The 25,500-nt window shown below is 71.8% G+C and carries 26 protein-coding genes and 1 tRNA gene; 5 read left to right on the top strand and 22 right to left on the bottom strand.

From position 1 onward, the window contains the following. Window positions 1–1,118 precede the first annotated feature (1,118 nt). Window positions 1,119–1,973, bottom strand: a complete 855-nt coding sequence (locus ACGFNI_RS34370) for a DUF4231 domain-containing protein (protein WP_393689458.1) — start codon at window positions 1,971–1,973, stop codon at window positions 1,119–1,121. 89 nt (window positions 1,974–2,062) lie between these two features. Here ACGFNI_RS34370 and ACGFNI_RS34365 point away from each other — a divergent pair, with 89 nt between their 5' ends. After that, on the top strand, window positions 2,063–3,505 hold the full coding sequence (locus ACGFNI_RS34365) for a hypothetical protein (protein WP_393689457.1): 1,443 nt from the start codon (window positions 2,063–2,065) through the stop codon (window positions 3,503–3,505). A gap of 731 nt (window positions 3,506–4,236) precedes the next feature. On the opposite strand, the gene ACGFNI_RS34360 is transcribed toward ACGFNI_RS34365, so the two are convergent. From ACGFNI_RS34360 to ACGFNI_RS34345, 4 genes are all read right to left on the bottom strand, one after another. Further along, window positions 4,237–4,323 (bottom strand) — tRNA-Ser (locus ACGFNI_RS34360). 68 nt (window positions 4,324–4,391) lie between these two features. Then, entirely contained in the window at window positions 4,392–4,919 is a 528-nt protein-coding gene (tadA, locus tag ACGFNI_RS34355) for a tRNA adenosine(34) deaminase TadA (protein ID WP_393689455.1), read from the bottom strand. Between the two features lie 67 nt (window positions 4,920–4,986). Further along, the gene (locus ACGFNI_RS34350; protein WP_393689453.1) at window positions 4,987–5,523 is read right to left on the bottom strand and encodes a hypothetical protein; all 537 of its coding nucleotides are present in this window, start codon (window positions 5,521–5,523) and stop codon (window positions 4,987–4,989) included. Window positions 5,524–5,783: 260 nt separating this feature from the next. Then, window positions 5,784–5,999 (bottom strand): hypothetical protein, encoded by a 216-nt coding sequence (locus ACGFNI_RS34345; RefSeq protein WP_393689451.1) that lies wholly within the window; start codon window positions 5,997–5,999, stop codon window positions 5,784–5,786. Window positions 6,000–6,168: 169 nt separating this feature from the next. On the opposite strand from ACGFNI_RS34345, the gene upp reads away from it, so the two are divergent. After that, window positions 6,169–6,804, top strand: coding sequence for a uracil phosphoribosyltransferase (gene upp / locus ACGFNI_RS34340; protein WP_393689449.1), 636 nt, complete (start codon window positions 6,169–6,171; stop codon window positions 6,802–6,804). 87 nt (window positions 6,805–6,891) lie between these two features. Here the strand turns inward: upp and ACGFNI_RS34335 are convergent, their stop codons facing one another. The 7 genes from ACGFNI_RS34335 to ACGFNI_RS34305 all read right to left on the bottom strand — a co-directional run bounded on the left by ACGFNI_RS34335 (window position 6,892) and on the right by ACGFNI_RS34305 (window position 12,056). After that, complete coding sequence (locus ACGFNI_RS34335) at window positions 6,892–7,548, bottom strand: LytR C-terminal domain-containing protein (protein ID WP_393689447.1); 657 nt, start codon at window positions 7,546–7,548, stop codon at window positions 6,892–6,894. Between the two features lie 141 nt (window positions 7,549–7,689). Then, window positions 7,690–7,986 carry a type II toxin-antitoxin system VapB family antitoxin gene (locus ACGFNI_RS34330; RefSeq protein WP_003986294.1) on the bottom strand — a complete coding sequence of 99 codons (297 nt, stop codon included), beginning with the start codon at window positions 7,984–7,986 and terminating at the stop codon, window positions 7,690–7,692. A 191-nt stretch (window positions 7,987–8,177) separates the two neighbouring features. Beyond that, complete coding sequence (locus ACGFNI_RS34325) at window positions 8,178–8,783, bottom strand: DUF4232 domain-containing protein (RefSeq protein WP_393689445.1); 606 nt, start codon at window positions 8,781–8,783, stop codon at window positions 8,178–8,180. A 141-nt stretch (window positions 8,784–8,924) separates the two neighbouring features. Further along, window positions 8,925–9,470, bottom strand: coding sequence for a hypothetical protein (locus ACGFNI_RS34320; RefSeq protein ID WP_393689443.1), 546 nt, complete (start codon window positions 9,468–9,470; stop codon window positions 8,925–8,927). Then, window positions 9,467–10,171 carry an RNA polymerase sigma factor gene (locus ACGFNI_RS34315; protein ID WP_393689441.1) on the bottom strand — a complete coding sequence of 235 codons (705 nt, stop codon included), beginning with the start codon at window positions 10,169–10,171 and terminating at the stop codon, window positions 9,467–9,469. Before ACGFNI_RS34315 ends, ACGFNI_RS34320 begins: the two co-directional genes overlap by 4 nt. 26 nt (window positions 10,172–10,197) lie before the next feature. Then, on the bottom strand, window positions 10,198–10,677 hold the full coding sequence (locus ACGFNI_RS34310; protein ID WP_393689439.1) for an LPXTG cell wall anchor domain-containing protein: 480 nt from the start codon (window positions 10,675–10,677) through the stop codon (window positions 10,198–10,200). Window positions 10,678–11,000: 323 nt separating this feature from the next. After that, entirely contained in the window at window positions 11,001–12,056 is a 1,056-nt protein-coding gene (locus ACGFNI_RS34305; protein ID WP_393689437.1) for an NAD(P)-dependent alcohol dehydrogenase, read from the bottom strand. Between the two features lie 139 nt (window positions 12,057–12,195). Between ACGFNI_RS34305 and ACGFNI_RS34300 the strand changes: the two genes are divergently transcribed. Then, on the top strand, window positions 12,196–13,059 hold the full coding sequence (locus tag ACGFNI_RS34300; RefSeq protein ID WP_393689435.1) for a helix-turn-helix transcriptional regulator: 864 nt from the start codon (window positions 12,196–12,198) through the stop codon (window positions 13,057–13,059). A 33-nt stretch (window positions 13,060–13,092) separates the two neighbouring features. Here ACGFNI_RS34300 and ACGFNI_RS34295 read toward each other — a convergent pair whose 3' ends face one another. Next, on the bottom strand, window positions 13,093–13,647 hold the full coding sequence (locus ACGFNI_RS34295) for a PadR family transcriptional regulator (protein WP_393689433.1): 555 nt from the start codon (window positions 13,645–13,647) through the stop codon (window positions 13,093–13,095). A gap of 213 nt (window positions 13,648–13,860) precedes the next feature. On the opposite strand from ACGFNI_RS34295, the gene ACGFNI_RS34290 reads away from it, so the two are divergent. After that, window positions 13,861–14,280, top strand: coding sequence for a nuclear transport factor 2 family protein (locus ACGFNI_RS34290; protein WP_393689431.1), 420 nt, complete (start codon window positions 13,861–13,863; stop codon window positions 14,278–14,280). A gap of 83 nt (window positions 14,281–14,363) precedes the next feature. On the opposite strand, the gene ACGFNI_RS34285 is transcribed toward ACGFNI_RS34290, so the two are convergent. Together ACGFNI_RS34285 and ACGFNI_RS34280 are read right to left on the bottom strand one after the other, a co-directional pair. After that, window positions 14,364–14,573 carry a ferredoxin gene (locus ACGFNI_RS34285; RefSeq protein WP_393689430.1) on the bottom strand — a complete coding sequence of 70 codons (210 nt, stop codon included), beginning with the start codon at window positions 14,571–14,573 and terminating at the stop codon, window positions 14,364–14,366. Window positions 14,574–14,652: 79 nt separating this feature from the next. Next, complete coding sequence (locus ACGFNI_RS34280; RefSeq protein ID WP_393689428.1) at window positions 14,653–15,864, bottom strand: cytochrome P450; 1,212 nt, start codon at window positions 15,862–15,864, stop codon at window positions 14,653–14,655. A gap of 341 nt (window positions 15,865–16,205) precedes the next feature. On the opposite strand from ACGFNI_RS34280, the gene ACGFNI_RS34275 reads away from it, so the two are divergent. Next, entirely contained in the window at window positions 16,206–16,682 is a 477-nt protein-coding gene (locus ACGFNI_RS34275; RefSeq protein WP_393689426.1) for a MarR family winged helix-turn-helix transcriptional regulator, read from the top strand. A 16-nt stretch (window positions 16,683–16,698) separates the two neighbouring features. Here ACGFNI_RS34275 and helR read toward each other — a convergent pair whose 3' ends face one another. The 7 genes from helR to ACGFNI_RS34240 form a co-directional block, all read right to left on the bottom strand. Continuing rightward, window positions 16,699–18,885, bottom strand: a complete 2,187-nt coding sequence (helR, locus tag ACGFNI_RS34270) for an RNA polymerase recycling motor ATPase HelR (RefSeq protein WP_393689424.1) — start codon at window positions 18,883–18,885, stop codon at window positions 16,699–16,701. Between the two features lie 291 nt (window positions 18,886–19,176). Next, entirely contained in the window at window positions 19,177–20,334 is a 1,158-nt protein-coding gene (locus tag ACGFNI_RS34265; protein WP_393689423.1) for an SPFH domain-containing protein, read from the bottom strand. A gap of 11 nt (window positions 20,335–20,345) precedes the next feature. Continuing rightward, entirely contained in the window at window positions 20,346–20,597 is a 252-nt protein-coding gene (locus ACGFNI_RS34260; protein ID WP_393689421.1) for a hypothetical protein, read from the bottom strand. 208 nt (window positions 20,598–20,805) lie between these two features. Beyond that, a complete protein-coding gene (rocD, locus tag ACGFNI_RS34255; protein ID WP_393689419.1) occupies window positions 20,806–22,041 on the bottom strand; it encodes an ornithine--oxo-acid transaminase in 1,236 nt (411 codons plus the stop codon). Then, window positions 22,038–22,862 carry a dimethylargininase gene (gene ddaH, locus ACGFNI_RS34250; RefSeq protein WP_393689418.1) on the bottom strand — a complete coding sequence of 275 codons (825 nt, stop codon included), beginning with the start codon at window positions 22,860–22,862 and terminating at the stop codon, window positions 22,038–22,040. Before ddaH ends, rocD begins: the two co-directional genes overlap by 4 nt. A 155-nt stretch (window positions 22,863–23,017) precedes the next feature. Further along, window positions 23,018–23,557, bottom strand: a complete 540-nt coding sequence (locus tag ACGFNI_RS34245) for an Lrp/AsnC family transcriptional regulator (RefSeq protein WP_393689416.1) — start codon at window positions 23,555–23,557, stop codon at window positions 23,018–23,020. A 90-nt stretch (window positions 23,558–23,647) separates the two neighbouring features. Then, the gene (locus ACGFNI_RS34240) at window positions 23,648–25,108 is read right to left on the bottom strand and encodes an amidohydrolase family protein (protein WP_393689414.1); all 1,461 of its coding nucleotides are present in this window, start codon (window positions 25,106–25,108) and stop codon (window positions 23,648–23,650) included. Window positions 25,109–25,500 lie beyond the last annotated feature (392 nt).

Below are 25,500 nucleotides of genomic sequence, written 5' to 3'. Positions count from 1 at the left end.
TGCGTTTCGTGCGGGACTTCCTTGGCCGTTCCCGCGGTGTGGACACCACTCTTCCCGGCGCCGCTGACGTTCCGGCAACGCCTCACTCACGTCCCACTGACACACCACACGCGAACAGGTAAGGCCGAGCCACGGAGGTCCGCGAGGGGCCGTGGGGATCGCGGCGCCGGGCCGGCCACTCCGCCCGGAAACTCGCGTGCCCGGTGCCCGGTGCCTGGTGCCCGGTGCCAGAGAGACCCGCGAACCGGAACCGCCATCCCGACTCCGACGACACCCGGTACACCTTCGCCCAGTACCGAGCCTGAACGGACTCGTCCGCCAACCTGCCCCAGTGGGTGCGTAGATCTCGCTCCGACATCCGGGAACGTCGCCCTCACCTTCGCCGGGATCCGTATCCGGCGGTCCCGCCGAGGGGTACTCCAACACCCCTTGCCCGCAGGGAAGTTGGCGGTAGTTGCGGCCTCGTCGGAGCACACTGTGCAGCACCGCCGTGTTGCCTGCGCAGCACGCAAAACACCCCTCTGACTGCGTTTCTGCAGCCAGAGGGGTGTTCATGAGCGGTGGCGGTGGGATTTGAACCCGTCAAGATGAGGCATCTCACCTGGGGTTTTTCTGAAAGGGCAGGTGAGAGGGTGTGTTTCGGTGCCGTTGGGTGGCGTTACGTGCCGTTCGATGACGGGTTTCGCTGCATGTGCAGCGAGCGTCGGTGGGGCCTTCCATCGCCTCGAATGTGCTTCTCATTGAAGCGCCGGGAGGCGGGCTCCGGCGAGGCGCCGAGGCGCGTCAGATGGAGCGCGTGGGTCGCTCTCCTGCCCCCTTTGATGATCACAGAGAGTGATTCTTGAGGCGGGCCCCAGTGCGATCGGCCGCCGGGAGACATCATCCGGGAAGCGGAGAACGGGCGGGACCGCGCCAGCTTGGAGAACCGGTCGCAGCACCGCCTTGTCAGGTGCTGGGGTAGATCAGGAGCCGCAGCATCAGCCTTCCGCAGCGTCCTCGGCCCTGTCCGTGGCGGCCGGTGCGCCGAGCTGGACGAGCTGTGCGTGAACTTGCCTGACCGGTTCCCGCTCAGGTAGCCCTTGGTGGCAGGGGTGACCGGTTGCGGCCATCGTGATGGTCTACTCGCTGAGCCACTTCGCCCTCCACTCCTCGTTCTGTGCGGAGATGACCCGTTCGCACTGATCGACGAAGGCGTCGTCGGTTGCGGGGTCGGCGTCCTCCGTGCGATGTGCCGTCAGGCTTTCCAGTTCCGCGGCGGTACGGGAGAACTCCATCTCCTGGTAGGCGTATCGGGAGGCCGCCGCGTGCGCGGTGACCGCGGCGGCCACTGTGGTGATCGTCGCAACCCACGCGGTGGCCCAGTCGGCCCCGAAGGCTCCGGATACCGCTCCTAGAACCGCCGCGGTCGCAGCCAACACCACCTCTAATCGGCGTACTTGGGAGTTCAGTTGGCTCATGTATGCGGCCCGGGGCAGGTAGTAGCCCTCAATCTGGCCGACGACCCGCAGTTCCAGATAGGACCCGACATCGGTGACGGCCGGCAGCGCGCGCCGACGTGGGGTGAGGGCGACGGTATGGCCGACGAGGTCGGAGGCGTCCGTGAGGGCCCGCTCGGTGCGGTCCAGAAGCATTTGGGGGGCGTCCGCGTCCCGGTAGGGGGCGACGTGGGCGAGGTACGCATAGAGCTCACTCTTGAGCTGCTCGCTGACGGAGCGCAATCGGGTCCAGTCACGGACCTGTTGGGGGCCCGCCCTCTTGGTGGCCAGCGGCACAAGCCCCACCGCGACGGCAGACAGGAACGCCAGACTCTTCCCTGCCATGTCGCTCCACGCCATGACCTGCGCGGCAGTGGTGCCGGCACACGCCCCTGTCACGCCCAGCACGAGGGCGACCGTCCTGGCCCGTGTGATCGCGCGCTTGGCGTGACCGGCCGCCTGCGACCAGACGCTCTGACGGTCCCATATCCACTGCACGGTTGATTCGTCTGAAACCCCCACAGGCACATCTTCTCAGCACTACCGTGAGAAAAACAGCGTGCGCCGACTCGACCTGATGGAGCGAGATGCCGGAACTACGCACTGAGGGGACGACGCCGTCCCGATTAAACCGTTCGCCCCGCCAGGCCGCCGAGATCGAACAATATCCGCAGCGGGGCAGACGATTGAGCACCCTGGGCTGGGTCGCACTGACGCTGGGCAGTGGGTGCCTAGGGTTCTACGGGGGCACATCGGTCTGGACCGCGTGGGGGCTGCTGGCGACCGGTGCCGTCTTGGTGGTGGCCGGTGTGCTGGCAGTACTGCGGGGGCGGCAGCATCTGGCGCCCGTCCTGACCAGCCTCCAGGGCCTCCCCGCGGACGAGCGGATTGTGTTGTTCCTCCGGTCGTTCAAGGACGACGATGGTTTCTCCCAGGTAGCTGCACTGCGATGGTTCCGCCTGCTGTTCACCTCCATGCTGCCGACACCCGCTCATCTGCGCACCGAGGAGGACCAAGTCGGCCGTGCGTTCGCGCCGTTCGGGCGGCTGGTCGCGCTCGGGAGTACGGACGACCAGCTGCCGCGGCTCGGCGCCGAGCGCCATTACGCCTCGGACGGGACCTGGAAGACCGAGGTGCGCGCCGCGCTCGATCGCGCCGGACTCGTCCTGCTGGCCACCGGAGCGGGAAGGGGCCTGACTTGGGAGGTTGAAAAGCTGGTGGCGCGCGACGAACCCACCCGCTTGGTCCTCCTCGTCAGCCGCGACCGACAGCAATACACAAAGTTCCGCGAGTCGTTGGGGGGCCGGTTTCCCAATGGGCTGCCGGACTACCCGCCGAAGCGACTGCGGCACCGCCTCCTGCGGGGACGCTACGTCCGTGCTGCGATCTGGTTCGACAGTGACTGGACACCGCACTGGGAGATGCTGGACGGCAGGTTCCCACTGATCGGCCTCGCACGTCGCACACAGCGAGCACTGCCGCGCGCCCTGCAGAAGGTCTACCAGCGGGCCGGCGTGCCAGCGCGGGTCACGCCCACGACACCGCGCCCGTGGGCGGTGAAGCTGAGCGTGCCGCTGATCGCCGCGTTCTGGCTGCTCCCCGTGTCAGCGGCCCTCTTCGCCGTCCCCGTCGTCGTCTTCGTCGTTAACTCCATCGTCAAGGCCCTCTTCAATGCCTTGCACTTTCCCTCGGATTATGCCGCCCAGGTTTCCATCACTTCGCACCAGATTCATTTCCATGCCCTCGACTTCCTGTCCAGGGGATGGCCGTTGTGGCTGTGGGTGGCTGTGGTAGCCGCGTGCGGGTACCGGGTGTGGCGCGGGGGGCCCTACATCCTCATGATGACCCGCATCCAAGGCGTCTTCTTCCCTGTCTTCACGCTGGCGGCCGTGATGGCAAAGCTTCCCGCCGGCTTCAGGTTGGTGTTCGTCGCCTTGGGCCTGTCGGTGCTGGTCGTGCTGGGCATGCCCGCAGCCGCCATGCTGCTGCTCCGCCACGACGTGCGCGATTGGGTCGACTCGCGCCTGTAGGAGTCAAGCCGCCGAGTCGCTCACGGCCTTTTGGACCGCCAACCGTCAAGAGCCCTGGAGCGCACCACCAAGGTCTACCGGTGCGGCCTCCGGACCTCTCAGACGGAGCGCGCGGGCCACTCTCCGGGTTCCTTAGGCGATCACAGAGGGGGATTGGTGAGGTGGCCGCAGTGCGGTCAACCGCCGGGAGACGTCATCTGGTAAATGGAGGACGGGCGGGGCCGACCCGACTCAGAGAACCGGGCGTAGCCCCGCCCTGTTAGGCGCTGAGGCCGATCAAGATGCGTAGCAGCCGCCGTCGGTAGCGCCCTCGGCCTTGGCCGTGGTGGCCGATGCGCCGAACTGGTCGAGTTACGGTGCCGGGGTGCAGCAGCCTCCGCCCTGGTCGGTCTCGGGGGCGCCGAAGAGGCCGGCGCCGCCGCGCTGCTCGGAAACTCACGTGCCCTGCTTCCGGCCACCGGGTTCGTTCGCCGTGCCTGATGCCCCGGCTTTCCAGTGCTGCCGTAGGAATACGTGGATCTCACTGCGGCACCCGGGAATGTCGTTCTCACCTTCGCTGGGATCGGTGGGACGGCGATCCCACCGAGGGCTGCTGCAGAAGCCTTTGTCCGTAGGGCAGTTGGCGAAAGCGGCGGCCTCGTCGGAAGCGCTGTGCAGCGAATCTCGCTGCACATGCAGCGAGCAAAACACCCCCCTGACCACGTTTCCGCAGATCAGAGGGGTGTTGCAAGCGGTAGCGGTGGGATTTGAACCCACGGAGGAGTTGCCCCCTCACGCGCTTTCGAGGCGCGCTCCTTCGGCCGCTCGGACACGCTACCGAGAGAGAGCTTAGCCCAAGAGGGGCCGTGGGCCGAAATCGGATGCCGGGAGCTGTTGGCGGGAGGGGTCAGCGGTCGCGGAAGAAGGTGGTCAGGAGGGCTGCGCAGTCCGTTTCGAGTACGCCGGTGATGACCTCGGGGCGGTGGTTGATGCGGCGGTCGCGGACCACGTCCCAGAGGGATCCGACGGCGCCGGCCTTCGCGTCGTAGGCGCCGTAGACGACGCGGTCGACGCGGGAGAGCACGATCGCGCCCGCGCACATCGTGCAGGGTTCGAGGGTGACGACGAGGGTGCAGCCGGTCAGGCGCCAGTCGCCGGGGCGGCGGGCGCTCCCGGTGTCGCGCAGGGTGCGGGCGGCGGCCCGCAGGGCGAGGACCTCGGCGTGTGCCGTCGGGTCGCCGGTGGCCTCGCGGGTGTTGTGGCCGGTGCCGATGACGGTGCCGTCGGCGGACAGGACGAGGGCGCCCACCGGGACGTCGCCGGTCGCGGGAGCGTGCGCGGCCTCCGCCAGCGCCTGCCGCATCGGCGCGATCCAGGGATCGCGCAGCGGGTCGGGCGCCGGGGAGGGGGAGGGGGCGGATGGGGGGACGGTCATGTCCCCAGTGTCGGGGACGTGACCGGGAGCGCGGGCCCGGCGCGGTGCGGGTGCGGGCCCGCGGGGCTCAGCGCACGGCCTCCAGGACGTCCGTGCAGCCGAGGGCGTCGGCGATCTGGGACAGGGCGTCGTTTTCGAGCATGAGCAGCTCTTTCGGGCCGACGCCCAGGTCGCTGAGGAGTTCGACGTCCCCGAGCGGGCCGGGTGGCGGCGCGTGGCTCGTGGACTCCGCCGTCGTCTCGTTGTCGTCGTTCGGATCCGTTTCGGGTTCGCCGTCCTCCGTACCGTCCAGGTCGAGGCTGTCGAGGTCGGACGTGTCGTCGTCCTCGCGGCCGAGCAGTTCCTCGGTCAGCATGGCGCCGTACGAGCTTTTGGCGGCGGCGGCTGCGTGCGAGACGAAGACGCGGGGGTCTTCCTCGCCGTCCACGCGGACGACGCCGAACCACGCGTCCTCCTGTTCGATGAACGCGACCACCGTGTCGTCGTCGACCGCCGCCTCCCGGGCCAGATCGGCCAGGTCGGTCAGCGTTTCCACTTCGTCGAGCTCCGTATCGCTCGCTTCCCACCCGTCTTCGGTGCGCGCGAGCAGTGCGGCGAAGTACACCGTGACTCTCCCACTGTCATAACGTGCCGGGCCGGGCGGGGCGACGCGGATACGTCACTGGTCCCGCCCCCGTCGGAATCGTGGCAGAAACAACGCGTCCGCGCGGGGTCTTCGGCGCTGCGTCGTGCGGCGGTTGTGAGAGATGTCGCTCACGTGCCGGAGCGCGGGCGGGGGAGTTGGGGGCTTTCCGGGCACGGGCGAGAGGCGTGCGGGCCCGCGCGTGGCGCCTCGCCGTGCCGGTGGCGCGGGGTCCGCGGCGGCTACCAGCGGAACGTACGCATCCGTACGGCCTGCCGCATCCGGGCGGCCCGTGCGCGGCGCGGCTGTACGCGGGCCCGCAGCTCCTTCGCCTCGTGCAACTCGCGGAGGAATTGGGCCCGTCGCCGCCGGCGTGCCGCGTCGCTCCCGTCCTCGCGGGCGCCGGGCGCGGCGTCCGGCGTGTCGTCGGAAGGCTGGGAGTCGGTCACGCGGCACACACCACCTCGGGGTGAGGTCCTCGCCCGGGGCCGAGTCGGCGCACCGGGGTACGTGCCCACTTTCCCCCGATGCGGCGGTTTGATGCCCGGGGGCTTGCGGGGCCGGCGAACGTCCTGGCGGGGCACCGGGCGGGCGCCGGGGCCCGCCGGCTCGGTTAGTGTCGATGTCATGCGGATCCACGTCGTCGACCACCCGCTGGTGGCGCACAAACTCACCACACTGCGCGACAAGCGCACCGATTCCCCCACTTTCCGGCGGCTCGCCGACGAGCTGGTCACCCTGCTCGCGTACGAGGCCACCCGTGATGTGCGTACCGAGCAGGTCGACATCGAGACCCCGGTGACGACGACCACCGGCGTGCGGCTTTCGTACCCCAGGCCGCTGGTCGTCCCGATCCTGCGGGCCGGTCTCGGCATGCTGGACGGCATGGTCAGGCTGCTGCCCACCGCCGAGGTCGGCTTCATGGGCATGGTGCGCAACGAAGAGACGTACGAGGCGCAGACCTACGCCACCCGGATGCCCGACGACCTCTCGGGCCGTCAGGTGTACGTCGTCGACCCGATGCTGGCCACCGGCGGCACGCTGGTCGCCGCGATCCGCGAGCTGATCAAGCGCGGTGCCGACGACGTCACGGCGATCTGCCTGCTGGCCGCGCCGGAAGGCGTCGAGGTCATGGAGCGCGACCTGGCCGGCACGCCGGTGACGGTGGTCACCGCAGCGGTCGACGACCACCTCAACGCCGACCGGTACATCGTGCCGGGGCTCGGCGACGCGGGCGACCGGATGTACGGCACGGCGGGCTGACCTCCCGGAACTCGTCCCCTGACATCACCCGGGCCCCTCGCCGTGCTGCGGCGGGGGGCCCGGGTCATGCCGTGCGGACGGGATGCGTCAGCACTTCTCGGGGGCGGGCGGCGGCGGGGCGGGGTGCTTGAGCCGCGCCAGGGACTTCTCGGCGTCCTTCGCCGTGGTCAGGTCCTTGAAGGCGTCGCCGATGATCAGGTCGACGGCGGTGTCCTTGCGGTCGTCGGTCTGCTGCCTGGCGCCGGTGAGCTGGGTGCCGAGCACCTTCAGCTGGCCGTCGGCCGCCGCCTTCGGGCCGAGCAGCAGGCCGCTGGTGGTGACCTTCTTGTCGTAGGCCGCGGGTGCGTTGCCGACCTTGCCGATCATGAAGCCGCGTTTCTTCAGCGCGTCGGCGGTGCGCTTGGCCAGGCCGGAGCGCTGGGTGGCGTTGAGGACGTTGACGGTCATGGTGGCGGGCTCGGGCAGCGGGGGGCCGGCCGCGGGCCTGGCCGGTTTTCTGCCCTCGTCGGGCCGCCCGTCCCCGCATTTCTCCTTGCTCTCGGCGGCCTGGGCCTTGCCCGCGGTGCCGCCGAACACGTCGATGAGCTGCAGGGTGCCCCAGCCGGCCAGGCCCAGGACGCAGACCGCCGCGACGATGGTGAGGGCGATCCGGCGGCGGTGTCGGGGGCGACGCATCCGCGGATGCCGGTCGCCCGTGATGCGGTACTTCTTACCGCCCATGCCAGGGGGCGTCAGCATGCTCATGGGCGCAGCGTAGTGCGGGCCCGTGCGCATGCCTACTAAATGATCAATGCGTGGCGCGCGAGCCAACCCGAAAGGGCCAATCGCGGCAAGGGGGAGCTGGGGCCGGTGCCGACGCCTGACACGCCGGGCCGGGCGCGGGGCTCAGCCCAGTTCGAGCACCCGGGCGTGCAGCACCTGGCGCTGCTGGAGGGCGGCGCGCACGGCGCGGTGCAGGCCGTCTTCGAGGTAGAGGTCGCCCTGCCACTTGACGACGTGGGCGAAGAGGTCGCCGTAGAACGTCGAGTCCTCGGCGAGCAGCGTTTCGAGGTCGAGCTGCTGCTTGGTGGTCACCAACTGGTCGAGGCGTACCGGGCGCGGGGCGACATCCGCCCACTGACGGGTGCTCTCCCGGCCGTGGTCCGGGTACGGCCGCCCATTTCCGATGCGCTTGAAGATCACACGGAAAGCCTACCGGGCGAGCGGCTGCGGGCGCAGCCATGCGACGGGAGTATGAAGGCGACAATCGGCCGTAAATCCGGATCGATGCATCGGTGTGCCGCACATCAGGAGCGAGGGTGGGGCGCGGAGCCGGGTTCCGGGCGGTCGAAAGTTGTGCACAGGTTGTGGACGGCGAGTGTGGTGTGGGGTGTTCACCACCGGAGGGCGTCCGCGCGGTGCGCCTGCCAGTACGTGACCCGGGCGGCGTCAGGATCGACGCGTACCGGGCCGCGGCTGTCCAGGCCGACCTGGGCCGGTGCGGCGCCCACGGCCAGCGCGACGCCGAACTGGGATATCCGCGTGTGGTGCCGGCCCGGCGGGTGGCCCGCCGAGGTGTGGTGCGTGCGGACCGCGGCGTAGGCGCTCTGGTGCGGGGCGAGGGAGACGGGGGCCGGTGGCCTGCTGGCCTCGATTGCGGGGACGGCCGTCCGCTGCCTTTCGGTGAGGCGCAGCAGTGGGTACGGCTGGGCGGCGAAGGAGCATTCCTTGTCGGCGTAGTTGGTGACGGTCAGCAGGAGCGGGCCGTCCGGCCGTTTGCCGCCTCCTGCGGGACCGGCCCGGAAGGTGAGCATCTCGGGTGTGCAGGCGACCGGGGTGCCGGTGCCGGATGTGGTGTCGCCGTACGCGGTGAAGGGGGTCGCGGGTGCGGCGGCGGTGGCGGTGCCCGAGCCGCCGCGGCAGGCGGTGAGCGACAGCGCGGTCGCGGTGAGCAGTACGGCGGCTGCGACCCGGCGCCCGGCGGCGGTGGCGAACGGCATGGGGGCTCCCCTGGGCGTACGGCGTGCGGTGGCCGGTGATCGATGGCCGATGACCGGCGGCGGGTGGCCCGCGGTACGACGATCTTGCGCGCAGCTGCTGCTGATCGGCTAACACGCGGCTAACGCAGGTCGAAGGGCGGCTCAGGAGGACGGGCGGGCGGTGGCACCCGGGGTGGAGGCGTCGGCGCGGGGGGTGGGGAGCGCGGGCGGTGACGAGGTGGGGGCGCTGCTCGGGGGCTTGCCCGCCTCCCGGGCGGCCCGGCCTGGGGTGTCCGTAGGGGTGGCGGAGGGGCGGTGGAGCCTGCGGGGGTCCGGAGTGCGGGAGGGGTTGGGGGCCGAAGGATTGGCGGACGGGGTGGAGACGGACGGGGTCGGCGACGGGGTCGGGGAGTCAGGTACGGGGGTCGGCGAGGAGGCCGGGGACGGGCGGGCCGGCGGCCCGTCGGGGGTCAGGGCCGCGTAGCCGCAGGCGACCGCCGCGGCGGTCGCGGCGGCGGCGAGCGGCAGGGCGAACCGACGCGTCCAGTGGCCCACGGCGGAGCGCAGGCCGCGCCGTGGCTGGGGCACCGGCGGCCGGGCCGGGCGCAGGTCGCGCGGGCCGATGGTGTCGGCCCGCGCCGCGAGGGCGTGCCGCAGCCGGGTCTCCACGGGCCTTTCGGTGCCGGGGTCGTGGCCTTCGGTGGTCATGACCGCTCTTCCAAGATCTTCTCCAGTGCGTCCAGGGCCCGGCTGGCGAGGGACTTCACCGAGCCGCGGCTGATGCCGAGGGTCGTCGCGATCTGCGCCTCGGTCAGGTCGCCCCAGTAGCGCAGGACGAGGACCTCACGGCGGCGTGCGGTCAGCTGGTTCAGCGCGGCGATGACCTCGCGGTGCTCCTCGTCGAGCACGATCCGTTCCTCGGCCGACGGCGCGTCGGCCTCGTGCGGCGGGGTGTAGTTGCGTGCGCTGCGGCGGCGCCTGAGCACCGAGCGGGCGGCGTTGACGACGGCGGTCCGCAGGTAGGCGAGCGCGTTGTCGACGTCGGCGAGCCGCTCGCCGTGGCGTTTGCAGAGCGCGGCGAACGCGTCCTGGACGACGTCCTCGGCGGTGGCGCGGTCGTCGACCAGCAGCACGGCGAGACGGACCATGGCCAGCCGGTGCGCGTGGTACAGCTCGCCGATCGTCGGCCGTTGCTCCGGGGGCGGGGCCGTCGTGGGCGCACTGTGCGGGTCCGGCGGCCGGGGTACGGCGGCGGTGCCGGGGGACGGGTGGCGGGACGCGTACCCGGGCCGGCCGCCGTCGCGGGTCGCGGACGGGCGGACGGTGCGGCGCAGCCACTGCCACAGGGCAGGCCGCGGCCCCGGCAGGGCGAACCGTGCCGGGGCGGGCTGGGGGAGTGCGTAATCCATCGGTTCCCAGGGAGGGGCGGTGGGGGTCAGGCGCGCTTGCGGCGGGCGGCGTAGACGGTGCCGCCGCCGATGGCGAGCAGTGCGGCGGCGCCGCCGCCCAGCGCGAGGGTGGTGCCGTCGGACGCACCGGTGTGCGCGAGTTCCTTCTTGTCGGCGTCGCCCCTGCTGCCGCCGACGGGCGCGGGTGCGGGCGCGGGGCGGGTGCGGTCGCCGGGGGTGGCGGGCTGAGCGCTGGGGCGGCTGTCGGGCACGGTGCGGCCGGGGTGCGAGCGGACCGGGGCGGGGACCGCGGTGGCCCGCTCCCCGGGGGCGCTCGGCTGCGGCTGGGCCTCGGTGGGCCGGGCCGAAGGCTCCGCGGACGCGCTGTGCCCGGAACGCGCCGCGGGGGCGGCGTCGTCGGCGTACGCCGGGCCGGCCGCGGACAGACCGGCCAGCGCGAGCGCGGCGAGCAGTCCGGCACCGGCGGTGCTGCGCAGCCGGGCGCGGGTGGTGGTGCTCCGCGTCACGGGGGAGGGGGACGGCGCGGCTGCGTGCGAAGTGCGGGAGAGGTTCACGGTGTGCTGCTCCACTGTCGACGGGCGGCGCCTGGTGGCGCCCTCACCTCTGACGACGTGCGGCAGGACCCGGGGTTGCCGGTGGAGCGAAAAAACTTTTTGCGGGGTGCGGGGAGATGCTGTGCCGGGTGCGTCCTCACCGGTGGCCCCGGCCGGAAGGGGAACGCCCGGGACGGCCTGGTGGGGCCGTCCCGGGCGTGGGTGCTCCGGGCGCCTGCGGGGGGAGCGGCGCCGGAGCGGGCCGGGCCGGATCGTGGTGTCCGGCCCGCGTCGGGTCAGATCGTCGCGGTGTCGATGACGAAGCGGTAGCGGACGTCGCTGGCGAGCACCCGCTCGTACGCCTCGTTGATCCGGTCGGCGCTGATCACCTCGATGTCCGCGCCGAGGCCGTGCTCGCCGCAGAAGTCGAGCATCTCCTGGGTCTCGCGGATGCCGCCGATCAGCGAGCCCGCGAACGACTTGCGCTGCTGGATCAGCGCGAACGGCGCGATCGGCAGCGGGTTCTCCGGGGCGCCGAGCTGGACCAGGGTGCCGTCGGTGCGCAGCAGGCCGAGGTAGGCGTTGAGGTCCAGGTTGGCCGAGACGGTGTTGACGATCAGGTCGAAGGTGCCGGCCAGTGCCTCGAAGGTGGCCGGGTCCGACGTCGCGTAGTAGTGGTCGGCGCCGAACCGCAGGCCGTCGTCCTTCTTGCGCAGCGACTGGCTCAGCACGGTGACCTCGGCGCCCATCGCGTGCGCGATCTTGACGCCCATGTGGCCGAGGCCGCCGAGACCGACGACGGCGACCTTCTTGCCGGGGCCCGCCTTCCAGTGGGACAGCGGCGAGTAGAGGGTGATGCCGGCGCACAGCAGCGGGGCCGCGGCGTCCAGCGGGATGCTCTCGGGGATGCGCAGCGCGTAGTTCTCGTCCACCACGAGGTGGGTGGAGTAGCCGCCGTAGGTGGGCTCACCGTCCCGTCCGGTGGCGGCGTACGTCCCGACGTTGCCCAGCTCGCCTGTGCAGTACTGCTCCAGTCCTGCCAGGCAGTTCTCGCACTCGCGGCAGGAGTCGACGAAGCAGCCGACGCCGACCCGGTCGCCCTGCTGGTAGCGGGTGACCTCGGAGCCGACCTCGGCGACCACACCGGCGATCTCGTGGCCGGGGACGATCGGGAAGGTCCCGCCGTCGCCCCATTCGGCGCGCACGGTGTGGATGTCGGAGTGGCAGATTCCGGCGTACTTGATGTCGATCAGGATGTCGTGGGCACCCAGTTCGCGGCGCGGAATCGTGGTCCGCTCCAGCGGTGCCTTCGGGGCGGGTGCGGCGTACGCGGCGACAGAGGTGTGGGTCATGCACCCGAGCATGCAGGCGGGCAAAAGCCCTAGCCAGTGCCCCCTTCAACGTATGACGGGCGTTCCTACCACTGGCGGGACCACCCACGATGAACCGCCACGTTTCCCCGGCGGGCCGTGGGCTGCGCATACTGCGGTTATGGACCAGCGCACCGAATTGAGCGAGTTCCTGCGCTCCCGGCGGGCCCGGCTGCGGCCACAGGACGTCGGACTGCCCGACCACGGAAGGCGCCGGGTGCCGGGGCTGCGGCGGGAGGAGCTGGCGCAGCTGGCCGGGGTCAGCGTCGCGTACTACATCCGGCTGGAGCAGGGCCGCGGCCGGAACGTGTCGTCAGCGGTGCTCGACGCCATCGGCAACGCGCTGCGGCTGACCGGCGCCGAGCGCGACCACCTCGCGCATCTGGCCCGCCCGCTCCCCCGGCGGGTGCGCCCGGCGGGCCGCCCGCAGCGGGTGCGGCCCGCGCTCCAGCAGCTGATCGACACGATGGACGCGGTTCCGGCCTACGTCATCGGGCGGCGGCTCGACATCATCGGCTGGAACCGGCTCGCCTGCGCGCTGCTCGGCGACTTCCCCGCGCTGCCGCGCAAGGAACGCAACCTGGCCTGGCACGTCTTCCTGGACCCGGCCGCCGGTGACCTGTACGAGAACTGGGAGGCGAAGGCCGCCGACGTCGTCGGCTTCCTGCGGCGGGACGCGGGCCGCAACCCCGACGACCCCGAGCTGGCCTCGCTGATCGGTGAACTGTCCGTCAAGAGCGCCGAGTTCCGCTGCCTGTGGGCCGCCCACGACGTCCAGGACAAGGGCTTCGGCGTCAAGGTGCTCAACCACCCGCTGGTCGGCCGGCTGACCCTCGCCTACGAGACGCTGGCCCTGCCGGCCGATCCCGACCAGCAGCTGATCACCTATCACGCGGAGCCCGGCTCGCCGTCGGCGCAGTCGCTGCGGCTGCTGGCTTCGTGGACGCTGGACGCGGCGGCGCCGGGGACGGGTCCGGAGCGCTGAGGCGCGGCGCCCGGCCTCCTGCGCCCGGCGCCCTCACGCCTGGCGCCCGCGCAGCACCCCCGCGGCCCGCTCGCACCAGTCGCGGGTCTCGCGTTCGAAGGCGAGGCCGCGCAGGCAGGTCAGGTACGGGCCGATGCGGGCGCCGCCGGCCAGGAAGGTGTCCTCGTCCAGGCCGCCGCGCAGCCGCGCGAGCAGCTTCTCGAAGACCTCCGCCTTGCCGGCCGCGATCCGGGCGCGCTCGGTGAGCTGCGCCAGCACAGGAGCGGCCGTGATCCGGTCCACGGCCTGCACCTTCACCAGCAGGTCGTCGCGGATGAAGGACGGCTTGGACGTGGCAGCCGCGAAGTGTTCCAGGGCGGCGACCCCGGCGTCGGTGACCGTGAAGAGACGCTTGTTCGGCCGGGTTTCCTGGACCACCTGGCGGCCGGTGACCAGCCCGTCCCGCTCCAGAGCCGCCAGTTCGGCGTAGAGCTGCTGCGGCAGCGCGTACCAGAAGTTGGCGACCCCGGCGTCGAACGCCTTGGCCAGCTGATAGCCGCTGTACTCGCCGTCCAGCAGCGCCGCCAGCACCGCATGCCGCAGAGCCATCGCCTCTCCGCCTCTCGCGCCGGGGCCGTGCCCCGCAACCGTCCCGGCCGCGCCGCCGTCCGGGATCTCCTCTGAGGTCTTGGTATCAGGAATCGCCGGGGGGTCTTGCTCCGGGGAGCGTCCTGTGGGCAGCATCGACCCCGGAATCCATAGTCATAATTCTGACTATGCGGCGGGTGGCTGCGCGCTGCCGCGGCACGAGAGGGAGACGCCATGACGACGACTGCCGAACGGTTCAGGGAAGCGGTGGAGAAGCGTGAACTCGGCGCTCTGGAGGGCCTGTTCACCGAGGACGTGCGTTTCTGCAGCCCGGTGAAGTTCCGCCCCTTCGAGGGCAGGGCGATGCTGCTCGGCGTGTTCGGCGTGCTGCTGCGGACCTTCGGCGACTTCCGGTACGTCGGCGAGCTGGCGGGCACGGCCGACACCGCGGCGGGCCCCGCAGACTCGACGGTCCTGATCTTCCGGGCCACCGTGAACGGCAAGGAGATCCACGGCATCGACCTGCTCCAGTACGACGAGGCGGGGCTGATCAAGGAGTTCACGGTGATGGTGCGCCCGCAGAGCGCGGTGCAGGCACTGGGTGAGGCGGTGCAGGCCGGTCTGGTGGCCGACGGTCTTGTGGCGGGCGGCTGACCGCGGGCGCCCCGGAGCGCCGCGGGCCGCGCCGGGGGTACCTGCCCCGGCGCGGCCCGTCCGCCTGCGCGGTCAGATGTGTGTCAGACCCGTTCCTGCGCCTGCTCCAGGGTGATCGCGGCGGCCGGGCAGACGGCCGCCGCCTCGCGTACCGCCTCGTGCAGGTCCGCTGCGGGCCTGGCGTCGAGGAGGACGACGATGCCGTCCTCGTCGCGCTGGTCGAACACATCGGGCGCGGCCAGCACACAGCTTCCGGCGCCGCAGCACTTGTCCTGGTCAACGGTGATGTGCATGGTTCTCCTCCTGGTGCGGCCGGCCGGTGGCCGGCGGGTGGGACGGCGGGTGGCGGTCACCGCGCGGTGGCGGTGGCCCTCACCACGCGATGGGCAGGGCGTGGACGCCGTAGATGCCCATGTCGGTGCGGAACGGCACGTCGTCGAAGGGGATGTCGAGCCGCAGCCCCGGCAGGCGGCGCAGCAGCGTCTCGATGGCGATCTGGAGTTCCGCCCTGGCCAGCCCTTGCCCCAGGCACTGGTGGACGCCGAAGCCGAAGGCGACGTGGCGGCGGGCGTCCCGGCTCACGTCCAGTTCGTCGGAGCCGGGGAAGACGCCCTCGTCGCGGTTGGCGGTGTTGATCGTGCAGATCACGCCCTCGCCCGCGCGGATGGTGTGCCCGGCGATGGTGACGTCATCGGTGGCGACCCGGGTGACGCCGTTGTGCACGATCGTCAGGTAGCGAAGGAGTTCCTCCACCGCGCCCTTGATCAGCGCCGGATCCTCGCGGAGCGCGGCCAGTTGGCGGGGGTTGCGCAGCAGGGCGAGGGTGGAGAGCGCCGTCATGTTGGCGGTGGTTTCGTGCCCGGCGACCAGCAGCAGGCGGCCCATCGCGGCGATGTCCCGGTTGCTGAGTTCGCCGCGGGCGGCCAGCCGGCTGACGATCCCGTCGTCCGGCTCGCTCCGTTTGGTCTCGGCCAACTGCTCCAGGTAGGCGAGCAGTTCGTCCTGTGAGACGCGTACGTCATCCGCGGTGGAGGTGAGGTTGAGCAGGACCCGGCTGCGCTCCTGGAAGAAGTCGTGGTCCTCGTACGGGACGCCGAGCAGCAGGCAGATGACCAGCGAGGGCAGCGGCAGGGCGAACTCGGCGACCAGGTCGGCCGATGTGCGGCCTTCGGTCATCCGGTCCAGCAGGTCGTCGGCGATGCCCTGCACCTGCGGGCGCATCGCCTCCACCTTCTTGATCATGAAGTCGGCGGTGAGCATCCGGCGCAGCCTGGCGTGCTCCGGGTCGTCCTGCCGGATGAAGCTGGAGGTGTTCGACGACGCCAGCTCCTTGAACCCGGCGGTGAGGAACGGGAATCCGGGGCGCTTGGCGTCGGAGCTGAAGCGCGGGTCGCCGAGCACATCCCGCACGTCCTGGTAGCGGGTGACCAGCCAGCACTCGGAGCCGTCCCAGAGGGTGGCCCGGGTGACCGGCTCCTCCTTGCGGGCGTGCTCGACGGACGGCGGCGGGTCGAAGGGGCAGCCGGATGCCCGGGTGGCCGGGACGGTGAGGGGTGCGGTTGCGGTGTGCGGTGCAGTCGTCATGGGCTGGTCCTTCCACGAACGGGACACGGCGGTGCCGTGCCGAACGGTGCGGGTTGCGCCACTTCCTGACGGGCCGGCTGGGCCCGGCGGCACCGGATGTGCCGCGTCGGCGGGCCTCGTCATTACCCGCTCGTTAACTCTTTACCTGACTAAAGCAATTAACGTGATTCACGCTAACCCACGCCGAGTTGACGGGGGAAGGGGCGGATCGGGCCGGAACGAGGTTGGCTCAATTCCGCCCAGCGGGGGCGTGCACGCCCCGCCCCGCGCCGCGTCAGGTCCGCCCCTCAGGTCCGCGCCGCCCGGGTCCGGCCCGTCGCCGTCCCCGCTACAGTGCCCCCATGCCGGAGCCCGCGAGTGACCAGGACCCCATCGTCGCGCTGCAAAGAGTGCTGGCCACCGTGTCCTACCTGCTCACCCGCTCCCAGGCGCACGAGCAGCTGGCGATGCGAGCAGGGGTGAAGGCGGGGCGTTCGGACCTGTGGCTGCTGATGGCGCTGGACGGCAGCGGCGGCGTCAGCCGGGTCGGCGATCTGGCGGCCCTCCTGATGGTCGAGCCGTCCCATGTGACGCGCCAGATCAGCCGGTTGGAGTCGCAGGATCTCGTCGCCCGCACCCCGGACCCGGCCGACCGGCGCGCCCGGCAGGTCGTCATCTCCCCGCACGGCAAGGCCGTACTCGAACGCCTCCAGGACGCCCGCAGGGCCGGACTGCACCAGGCGCTCGAAGGGCTCGACGACCACGCCGTCGCCACCACCGTCGACGTGCTCAACCGGCTGGTGCAGCACGTGCGGGAGCGGGACGCGGAGCAGGAGTGACGCCTCCCCTGCGGCGTCAGGAGCGCGTGAGGACGACGAGCTTCTGGGTCGCCCGCGTCATCGCGACATAGCGGTCGACCGCGCCTTCGACGCCCGTACCGAACTCCTCCGGCTCGACGAGGACGACCAGGTCGAATTCGAGCCCCTTCGACAGCTCCGGGGTCAGCCACCGGACGCGGGACGTCGCCCGGAACGCGCGGCCCGCACTCTCACCGGCGCCGATGACGCAGACGATGCCCTCGGCCTGCGCGGCGAGCCAGCCGCCGAGTACCGCGTCCAGATCCGCGACGGATCCGTGGACCACGGGGATGCCGCTGCTGCGGATGGACGTCGGCACATTGGCGTCCGGGAGCGCGGCGCGGATGGCCGGCTCGGCGTGCGCCATGACCTCTTCCGGCGTGCGGTAGTTGACGCTCAGGGAGGCCACGGTGATCCGGTCGAGCCCGGCCCGCTCCAGCCGTTCCCGCCAGGACTCGGTGAACCCGTGCCTGGCCTGCGCGCGGTCCCCGACGATGGTGAAGCTCCGGGACGGGCAGCGCAGCAGCAGCATCTGCCACTCCGCGTCGGTCAGCTCCTGCGCCTCGTCCACGATGATGTGCGCGAAGGGACCGGCGAGCAGGTCCGGGTCTGCGGGCGGCAGTTCGGCCTCGTCGACCAGGCTGACCTGGGCGTCCTGGCCGCGCAGCATCCTCACCAGGCCCTCGCCTTCGTCACCGTCGGCGCCGGAGTCGGCCGCGGCGTCGATCAGGTTGTCGACGACCTGCGCCATCCGCTCGCGCTGGGCGGCGAGTTGGGCCTGGTTCCTGAGCTTTCGCCGGTCCGCCTCCGGGTCGCCGAGCCGCTGCCGTGCCGCGTCCAGGAGCGGCAGGTCGGACACCGTCCAGGCATGGGGTGCGTCCTTGCGCTGGAGCGTGCGCACCTCGTCGGTGCTGAGCCCGGGAGCGCACTTGCGCAGATAGGCGGGGACCGACCACAGGTCCCCGACGAGGTCGGTCGCCTCCAGTATCGGCCACGCGCGGTGGAGGGCCGTGATCAGCTCCCTGTTCTGGAGCAGTGACCTCCGCAGCAGCTCGGGCGGGGCGTCGCTGTCGTCCTTGTCCATCAGGATCGCCAGCAGCTCCTCCCGGATCTGCTCGCGCGCCTCGTTGTGCGGAGTGCCGGGTTCCACCGCGGCGAACGCCGCCGCCCACTCGTCGGCGCTCAGCCAGATGTCGGACCAGTGGCTGGACACCGTCATCCCCTCGGCGGGCGGCTCCTCGTAGAGGCCGACGGCCGGCTCGATCGCCGCCACCAGACCGGCCGACGCCTTCAGCCTGGCCACCTCCGGGTCGGCCTCGACCGCGGCCCCTTCCCCCTCGGCGACGAGATCCCGCAGGGTGCAGGTCTGCACACCCTCCTCGCCGAGGCTGGGCAGGACGTCGGCGACGTAGGCCAGGTAGGGCCGGCTCGGACCGACGAACAGGACGCCGCCCCTGCGGTGGCCGAGGCGGGGGTCGGCGTAGAGGAGGTGGGCGGCGCGGTGCAGGGCGACGACGGTCTTGCCGGTGCCGGGACCGCCGTCGACGACCAGGGCGCCGCGGGATCCGGCCCGGACGATGGCGTCCTGGTCGGCCTGGATGGTGGCGAGCACGTCGCGCATCCGGTCCGACCTGTTGCTGCCCAGGCTGGCGATGAAGGCGGACTGGTCGTCGAGCGCGGCATGCCCCGCACGCCCGTCGGCGGTGAACACCTCGTCCCAGTAGTCACTGATCCGGCCGCGGGTCCAGCGGTACCTGCGGCGGCTCGCCAGACCCATCGGGTGGGCGTGGGTCGCCGCGAAGAACGGCTCGGCCGCGGGGGAGCGCCAGTCGAGCAGCAGTCGGCGGCCCGTGCTGTCGGTGAGGCCGAGGCGTCCGACGTACACGGGCTCGGGGCTGTCCGCGAAGACGATGTGGCCCAGGCACAGGTCGAGGCCGAAGCGGCGCAGGGCGCGCAGCCGGCCGGTGAGCCGGCGGATCTCCGTGTCCCGGTCCATCGCCTCGCGGCCGGTGCCGCCTGGCGCCCTGCGCACGGTGTCGAGGCGGTCGGACAGTTCGGCGATGGCCTGCTCAAGGCTCTCCGCGACGGCCGCGAAGTGCTGTTCGTCGCCGCCGGTCAGCGCCGGTTCGGCCTTGGCGGAGAGGTGGACGGGAAGGTCGAACGCGCTGGTGGCCAAGGGGTTCATGACATCACCGACAACAACACACGCACTTCGTGAATCTCCCATTTCCGCAGGTTCTGGCTTCGGCCCGCGAATTTTGCCCCAGGGTGGGGGCCTTGCCGCAAGACCCCCCGTGCGCTATAAGTTGAAAGTGGCAAGGAGTGGGTATGCCTCTTTGTTTCCCCGTCCGTTTTCCCCGCCCGCACCATCGGCCGGTCGGCCGGGAAGGTCACGGCCCGCGCGGTTCGCGGATGACATGACGAAGTCCCGCCAGGATCAGCAGACCTGACGGGACATCACTTTGTGTGAACGGGCCTAACGGATCTCGACCGGCCCGTTGTCGGCCGTGCGGTCCTCGCCCTCCTGGCCGTCGCGCTTCTCGAAGCTGCCGTCGGACGCGCCGATGTTGCGGCGGACCGAGTCCAGGATCGTCAGGCCCTGGCCGACCAGACCCGCCGCGATCTCGCCGAGGCCGTCCGCGCCGTTCAGGACGTTGACGTTGGCGCCGGAGAGGCCCGCCGACGCCTCCTTGACGATCTGCGGCAACTGGTCGATCAGCATCCGGTCCAGCGCGACCCGGTCGTGCGAGGCGGCGGCCTCGGCCTGGATCTTCATCCGCTCGGCATCGGCCAGCGCCAGCAGCCGGATCCGCTCGGCCTCCGCCTCGGCCGGCTTGACGACCTCCGCCACCAGCTCCTGCTGGCGCAACAGGGCGGCTCGCTCGGCGAGTTCGGTCCTGGCGGCCAGCACCTCCTGCTGGGCGTGCGCCTGTGCCAGCGGCCCGGCCTGCGCCGCCTGGGCCTGCGCGCGGTCCACCTCGGCCGAGTACTGCGCCTGGACCACGGCCGTCTGCCGCGAGTATTCGGCCTGGTTCCGCGCGGCCTCCTGCTCGGCCTCGGCCGACGCCTGGGTGGCCTGCGCCTGCGCGATCTGTGCCTGCCGCTGGATCGCGGCCTTGTGCGGGGCCGACATCGCGTCGATGTAGCCGGTGTCACCGTCGTCGATCGACTGGATCTGCAACGAGTCGACGATCAGGCCGATCTTCGCCATCTCCGTCTTCGACGTCTCCAGCACCTCGGTGGCGAGTTTCTGCCGCTCGGTGACGATCTCCTCGACGGTCATCGAGCCGATGATCGAACGCAGGTGGCCTGCGAAGATCCGGCCGGTCAGGACCGACATCTGGTCCTGGTCGGAGAGGAACCGCTGACCTGCGTTGACGATGCTCTCGGTGTCGTTGCCGACCTTGAAGGCGATCACGGCGCGGACGGTCAGCGCGATGCCCTGCTTGGTCACACAGGTCTCCGCGACCTCGGACTCGCACATCGACAGCGTCAGGAAGCGGGTCTTGCGGAAGACCGGGAGCACGAACTTGCCGTGCCCGATCACCACGCGGAACGGCGCCTCCCCGTGCCCTCGCCGGCCGCCCGAGATCAGCATGGCCTCGTCAGGGGCCGGTACGCGGTAACCGAACATTTCTTGACTCCTCAACCGGCGCTGCCGGCCTCGCCGTTCAGCGCGTCCAACGGATCGGTCCAGGCGATGACATCGACCTGGCGGGTGCCGCGGGAACCGATCACGAGCACGGGGGTGCCGGTTGCCAGCGGCTCGGCCGACCAGGCGAGGAACGTCTCCGTGCCGCCTCTGACGCGCACCTGGACCTCGCCGGGCCCGGCGGTGCCGCGGGTGCCGATGAGCAGCACACCGGTGCAGCCGATCACGGCCTCGTCCTGCGCCATCGACGGCTTCCCCCTCGCCCTGGTGGTCCTGCTGCCGACCTTAGCGCCTGTCGTTCGGATCAGGCCGGGCTCGCGGATCTCCATCTCGGCGCGTCCCACAGGCGGTTGCCCGTACCGGCCTGGACGCCGCGGGGCGGACGGCGGTTCCTCGGCAGCGGCGCGGCCCCGCCGTCCGACGGGGCCGCGCTTCGGGGGTCCGCCGGGCTGCCTAGGCCAGCACCTTCTCCAGCGAGGCCAGCGCCGACTCCAGTACCTCGCGGGTGATGGTCAGCGGCGGGGCGAGCCGGATCGTGGAGCCGTGGGTGTCCTTGACCAGGATTCCCTCGGCCATCAGGCGTTCGCTGATCTGGCGCCCGGTGCCCAGGGACGGGTCGATGTCGACACCCGCCCACAGGCCGCGGGCGCGGAAGCCGGTGACGCCCTTGCCGGTCAGCGTGGTCAGACCGGCCCGCAGGACCTCGCCGAGTTCGGCCGCCCTGCGCTGGTAATCGCCGGTGGCGAGCAGGTCGATGACGGCCGAGCCCACCGCCGCGGCCAGCGGGTTGCCGCCGAAGGTGGAGCCGTGCTCGCCGGGGTGCAGCACCTCCATGACCTCGCGGCGGGCGACGACGGCGGAGACCGGGACGATGCCGCCGCCGAGCGCCTTGCCCAGCAGCAGGACGTCGGGCAGCACCGACTCGTGGTCGACGGCGAGGGTGCGGCCGGTGCGGCCGAGCCCGGACTGGATCTCGTCGGCGATGAACAGGCAGCCGGCCCGCCGGGTCAGCTCGCGTACGCCGGTGAGGTAGCCGTCGTCCGGGATGACGACGCCCGCCTCGCCCTGGATGGGTTCGATGAGGACGGCGGCGGTCGTCTCGTCGACGGCCGCTTCGATGGCGGCGAGGTCGTTGAACGGGACGATGCGGAAGCCGGGGGTGAAGGGGCCGAAGCCGTTGCGGGCGGACTCGTCGGTGGAGAAGCTGACGATGGTGGTCGTCCGGCCGTGGAAGTTCTCCGCCGCCACGACGATGGTCGCCCGGTCGGCCGGGACGCCCTTGACGTCGTACGCCCACTTGCGGGCCAGCTTGATGCCGCTCTCCACCGCCTCGGCGCCGGTGTTCATCGGCAGGACCATGTCCAGGCCGGTCAGTTCGGCGAGCGAGGCGGCGAAGGACGCGAGCTGGTCGTGGTGGAAGGCGCGGGAGGTGAGGGTGAGACGGTCGAGCTGGCGGTGCGCGGCCTCGGTCAGCGCGGGGTGGCGGTGGCCGAAGTTGAGCGCGGAGTAGCCGGCCAGCATGTCGAGGTAGCGGCGCCCCTCGACGTCCTCGACCCAGACGTCTTCGGCGCGGGCGACGACCACGGGCAGCGGGTGGTAGTTGTGTGCGACGACCGGTGTCTCGGCGCCGATCAGTCCGGCCGACGAGCGGGCCGCGCCGGCGGCTGCGGTACGGGCGTGCGTGGTCATGAGCGGACCTCCTGGGTGCAGCACTTGATGCCGCCGCCGGCCTTGTGGAACTCCGACAGGTCGACGGGGACGGGGACGTAACCCTCGTGGGTCAGCTGGTCGATGAGGTGGGTGGCCTGCGGGGCGATGAAGACGTGGCGGCCGTCGGAAACGGAATTGAGGCCGAACGCCATCGCGTCGTCACGGGTGGCGAGCACCGCCCGCGGGAACAGCCGCTCCAGCACCTCGCGGCTGCCGGCCGAGAACGCGCCCGGGTAGTAGGCGATGGTGGCACCGTCCGCGCCGCCCGTGTCGTCGAGGGCGAACAGGGCGGTGTCCAGGTGGTAGAAGTACGGGTCCACCAGCTGGAGGCTGATCGTCGGGACGCCGAAGAACTCCTGCACCTCCGCGTGCGCGGCCCGGCTGGTGCGGAAGCCGGTGCCGGCCAGGATCAGGCCGCCGGCCGGCACCAGATCGCCCTCGCCCTCGCACAGCGACTCCGGGTGGTGGACGTCATGGCCCGCGGCCTTGAACCAGCTCTCGTACTCGGCGGATTCCGGGCGGCGCTCGGGCGCGTGGAAGGACGAGCCGAAGACCCGGCCGCCCAGGACCAGCGCCGCGTTCGCCGCGAACACCATGTCCGGCAGCCCGGCCACCGGTTTCACGGTCTCCACCGCATGGCCGTACGCGCGGTACGTGTCGATCAAGGTCTGCCACTGGAGGCGGGCCCGCGCGGTGTCCACCGGCGCGTCCAGGCTCATCCACGGATTGATGGCGTACTGCACGTCGAAATATCTGGGCTCGCACACCAGATAGCGCCGGAGGCGGGAATCGGTCGGCACGGCAGGATCCCTCCGCTTCGTAGGGACGCGTCCGGCCCGCCGCGGGGCGACCGCGGCGGTGACCGGGAACATCTCCCACGGTAAGGAGCGGTCACCACGCGCAACAAGAGAGAGTCGCTGCGCGCTGACGCAGGAACGCTGCGTCCGGTCGCCCGTTACGGAAGGATCGTTGCGTCCCTTCCGGTGTCGTCCGGGGCCGCTTGGCGCGCCCCCGCCTCCGGACTTTCCGGCAGCAGATGGGACAGCACGAGATAGCTGATCGTCTTCCGGATGAACGGCTCGTCGCGGATCCGTTCCAGCACCTCTTCGAAGTGCGCCACGTCGGTCGCCCGCACGTGCAGCAGCGCGTCGGCGGCGCCGGTCACGGTCATCGCCGCGGCGATCTCCGGGTGGTTGCGCACCACTTCGGTCAGCCGCCGCGGGGGCGCCGCGCTGTCGCAGTACACCTCGACGTACGCCTCGGTGCGCCAGCCCAGCGCGGCGGGCCGCACCGTCGCGGTGAACCCGGTGATCACCTCGGACTCCCGCAGCCGGTCGACCCGCCGCTTCACCGCCGTCGCCGAAAGGCCGATGGCCGTGCCGATCTCGGCGAAACTCGTCCGGGCGTTCTCGATGAGCGCCGCGACGATCTTGCGGTCCAGCTCGTCGAAGGACGCGGCCTTGCCTGTGGTCCTGCCTGCGGCCTTGCCGGTCACGGGGCCTCCCGATCCGTCGGATCGCCCCACGGTATCGACCCCGGGGCCGGCGCGGGACGGCCGGGACGCTCCCACTCGCCCCGGCCCGCGCTACCGGGGGTCGACGCGCCGGATGCCGGCCCGGCGGACCACCCGAGGACCCGCCTGCGCCGCCCGCTCCACCAGCGCCCGCCCGTCCCAGTCCGGCGGCCATCCCTGCCACAGGCGCAGCCGCCCGCCGACCACCACCGCGGTGATCTGGTCGCGGCCCGCCAGCCTGACCAGCTCCCAGCGCAGGTCGTAGGAGGGCGTCAGCTCCGGCACCCGGAGGTCGACGACGAGGTAGTCGGCCGCCTTGCCGACGGCTATCGCGCCGGTCACCCGGCCCAGGCCGACCGCGTCGGCGCCCAGCCGCGTCGCGTGGTCGAGCCACCGCCGCCCGGCGCCGCACGACGAGTCGCCTGCGGCCAGACCGTACGTCAGCCGCTGCGCCGTCTCGGCGGCGTCGACCAGCCGGAACCCGTCGCCGCGCGTCCCGTCCGTACCGGTCCCGAACCGGACGCCGAGCGCGGCGAGTTGGGTGGCCTGCGCGACGGCGTTGCCCTTCCAGGCGCTGGCCACCGGGTTGTAGCTGATCGCCGTGCCGGAGTCGGCGAGCTGCTGCATCTCGGTGGGGGTGAGCAGGGTGGCATGCGCGCCGAGCGTGTGCGGGCCGAGCGCGCCGATGTGGTGCAGATGCTCGACGGGGCGCCGTCCGACACTCTTCAAGGAGCGTTCCACGGAGGCCAGATGCTCGTTGACGTGGACCTGGAAGACGGCGCCCGCTTCGGCGCAGAGGTCCGCGGTCCGCCGCAGCACCGTGTCCTTCGCGTCCTCGGGGACCGCGATGGCCAGCGAGGGGTGGACGAGCGGATGCCGGTCCCACCGGCCCAGATGCGCGGGCCCGCCCTTGCCGTCGGAGACGATCTTCGACAGTACGCACCGGATGCCGGCCTCTTCGGTGCCCCGCGCGATCACCTCGACGTCGACCGGCGCGCGGGTGCCGGCGTCCGCGACGGTGGTGAAGCCGCCGCGCAGCGCCTCCAGGGCGGCCAGTTTCGCCGAGAGGTACGCGCTCTCCTCGTCCAGCGCGCGCTCCAGCGGCTCCCAGACCGTCTTGAAGATCTCCGAAGGCTGCCCGAACGACTGGGCCTTGCCGAAGCTCTGGGTCAGGTGGTGGTGCGCGTCGACGAAGCCCGGCATCACCACGTGCCCGTCCAGGCACAAGGGGTGCAGGCCCTGGTGGCGGGCGATGAGCTGCTGCGCCGGCCCGATCTCGCGGAACGTCCCGCCCTCGACGAGCGCGGCCCTGCCCCGCACCGGACCATCGGGCAACAGCAGCACCTCGGGCACCAGCAGTTGCCGGTCGCCGCCGAACTCGCCGGGCCCGGTCGCCGCGTACGCGGGATGCCCCCCGGCCGCGGCGGACAGCAGCCCGGCGGCCCCCGCCCCGACGAGCAGCCGCCGCCGCCCGACACCGGGCCGCCCGTCCTCCGCCGCCTGCGCCGATTCCGTCTCCGCTTCGTACCTCACGCGCTCCGCCCGCCTCCCGCTCCGTGCACCGGGCACCCGGCCCGGCGTCTTCGGTCCGTCAGGGCCCGTCGGCGAGGAACGGTCGCGCCGGGCGGCCCGACCCTAAAGCCAGGGCAGAAGCGGAACAAGGCTTCCGGAGTACGGGAATTGACGGTGCGGGAGAAGGGTGGCGGATCTTCCGGGATTACCGGAGAATGCCCAGCTCGGGAGCGTCCCGGAGGCGTCCCGGGTGGCGTAACTCCGCGGAAATACCGGACCGGTGACGACGTCGGGCCGCGTACCGTAAGGCCTCCCGTCACCGCCGCACGGCAGCGATGCCCACCGGCGGCCGACCGCCCGGGACATGGGATCCTGAAGGATCGGATCAATCAGGGGTCTGCCGGACCGACGGC

The sequence above is a fragment of the Streptomyces sp. NPDC048644 genome (genome assembly GCF_043199105.1).
GTDB lineage: Bacteria > Actinomycetota > Actinomycetes > Streptomycetales > Streptomycetaceae > Streptomyces.
This window is presented reverse-complemented; position numbering and strand designations above follow the sequence as displayed.

What these genes read in the sequence shown, in the direction of transcription:
- ACGFNI_RS34335 (WP_393689447.1), bottom strand. Translation starts at nt 7,548, where the DNA reads ATGAGCATGCTGACGCCCCCTGGCATGGGCGGTAAGAAGTACCGCATC.
- ACGFNI_RS34320 (WP_393689443.1), bottom strand. Translation starts at nt 9,470, where the DNA reads ATGACCACCGAAGGCCACGACCCCGGCACCGAAAGGCCCGTGGAGACC.
- rocD (WP_393689419.1), bottom strand. Translation starts at nt 22,041, where the DNA reads ATGACCACGCACGCCCGTACCGCAGCCGCCGGCGCGGCCCGCTCGTCG.
- ACGFNI_RS34295 (WP_393689433.1), bottom strand. Translation starts at nt 13,647, where the DNA reads ATGGCTCTGCGGCATGCGGTGCTGGCGGCGCTGCTGGACGGCGAGTAC.
- ACGFNI_RS34315 (WP_393689441.1), bottom strand. Translation starts at nt 10,171, where the DNA reads ATGGATTACGCACTCCCCCAGCCCGCCCCGGCACGGTTCGCCCTGCCG.
- upp (WP_393689449.1), top strand. Translation starts at nt 6,169, where the DNA reads ATGCGGATCCACGTCGTCGACCACCCGCTGGTGGCGCACAAACTCACC.
- ACGFNI_RS34325 (WP_393689445.1), bottom strand. Translation starts at nt 8,783, where the DNA reads ATGCCGTTCGCCACCGCCGCCGGGCGCCGGGTCGCAGCCGCCGTACTG.
- ACGFNI_RS34365 (WP_393689457.1), top strand. Translation starts at nt 2,063, where the DNA reads ATGCCGGAACTACGCACTGAGGGGACGACGCCGTCCCGATTAAACCGT.
- ACGFNI_RS34260 (WP_393689421.1), bottom strand. Translation starts at nt 20,597, where the DNA reads ATGGCGCAGGACGAGGCCGTGATCGGCTGCACCGGTGTGCTGCTCATC.
- ACGFNI_RS34275 (WP_393689426.1), top strand. Translation starts at nt 16,206, where the DNA reads ATGCCGGAGCCCGCGAGTGACCAGGACCCCATCGTCGCGCTGCAAAGA.
- ACGFNI_RS34305 (WP_393689437.1), bottom strand. Translation starts at nt 12,056, where the DNA reads ATGACCCACACCTCTGTCGCCGCGTACGCCGCACCCGCCCCGAAGGCA.
- ACGFNI_RS34280 (WP_393689428.1), bottom strand. Translation starts at nt 15,864, where the DNA reads ATGACGACTGCACCGCACACCGCAACCGCACCCCTCACCGTCCCGGCC.
- helR (WP_393689424.1), bottom strand. Translation starts at nt 18,885, where the DNA reads ATGAACCCCTTGGCCACCAGCGCGTTCGACCTTCCCGTCCACCTCTCC.
- ACGFNI_RS34265 (WP_393689423.1), bottom strand. Translation starts at nt 20,334, where the DNA reads ATGTTCGGTTACCGCGTACCGGCCCCTGACGAGGCCATGCTGATCTCG.
- ACGFNI_RS34300 (WP_393689435.1), top strand. Translation starts at nt 12,196, where the DNA reads ATGGACCAGCGCACCGAATTGAGCGAGTTCCTGCGCTCCCGGCGGGCC.
- ACGFNI_RS34290 (WP_393689431.1), top strand. Translation starts at nt 13,861, where the DNA reads ATGACGACGACTGCCGAACGGTTCAGGGAAGCGGTGGAGAAGCGTGAA.
- ACGFNI_RS34285 (WP_393689430.1), bottom strand. Translation starts at nt 14,573, where the DNA reads ATGCACATCACCGTTGACCAGGACAAGTGCTGCGGCGCCGGAAGCTGT.
- tadA (WP_393689455.1), bottom strand. Translation starts at nt 4,919, where the DNA reads ATGACCGTCCCCCCATCCGCCCCCTCCCCCTCCCCGGCGCCCGACCCG.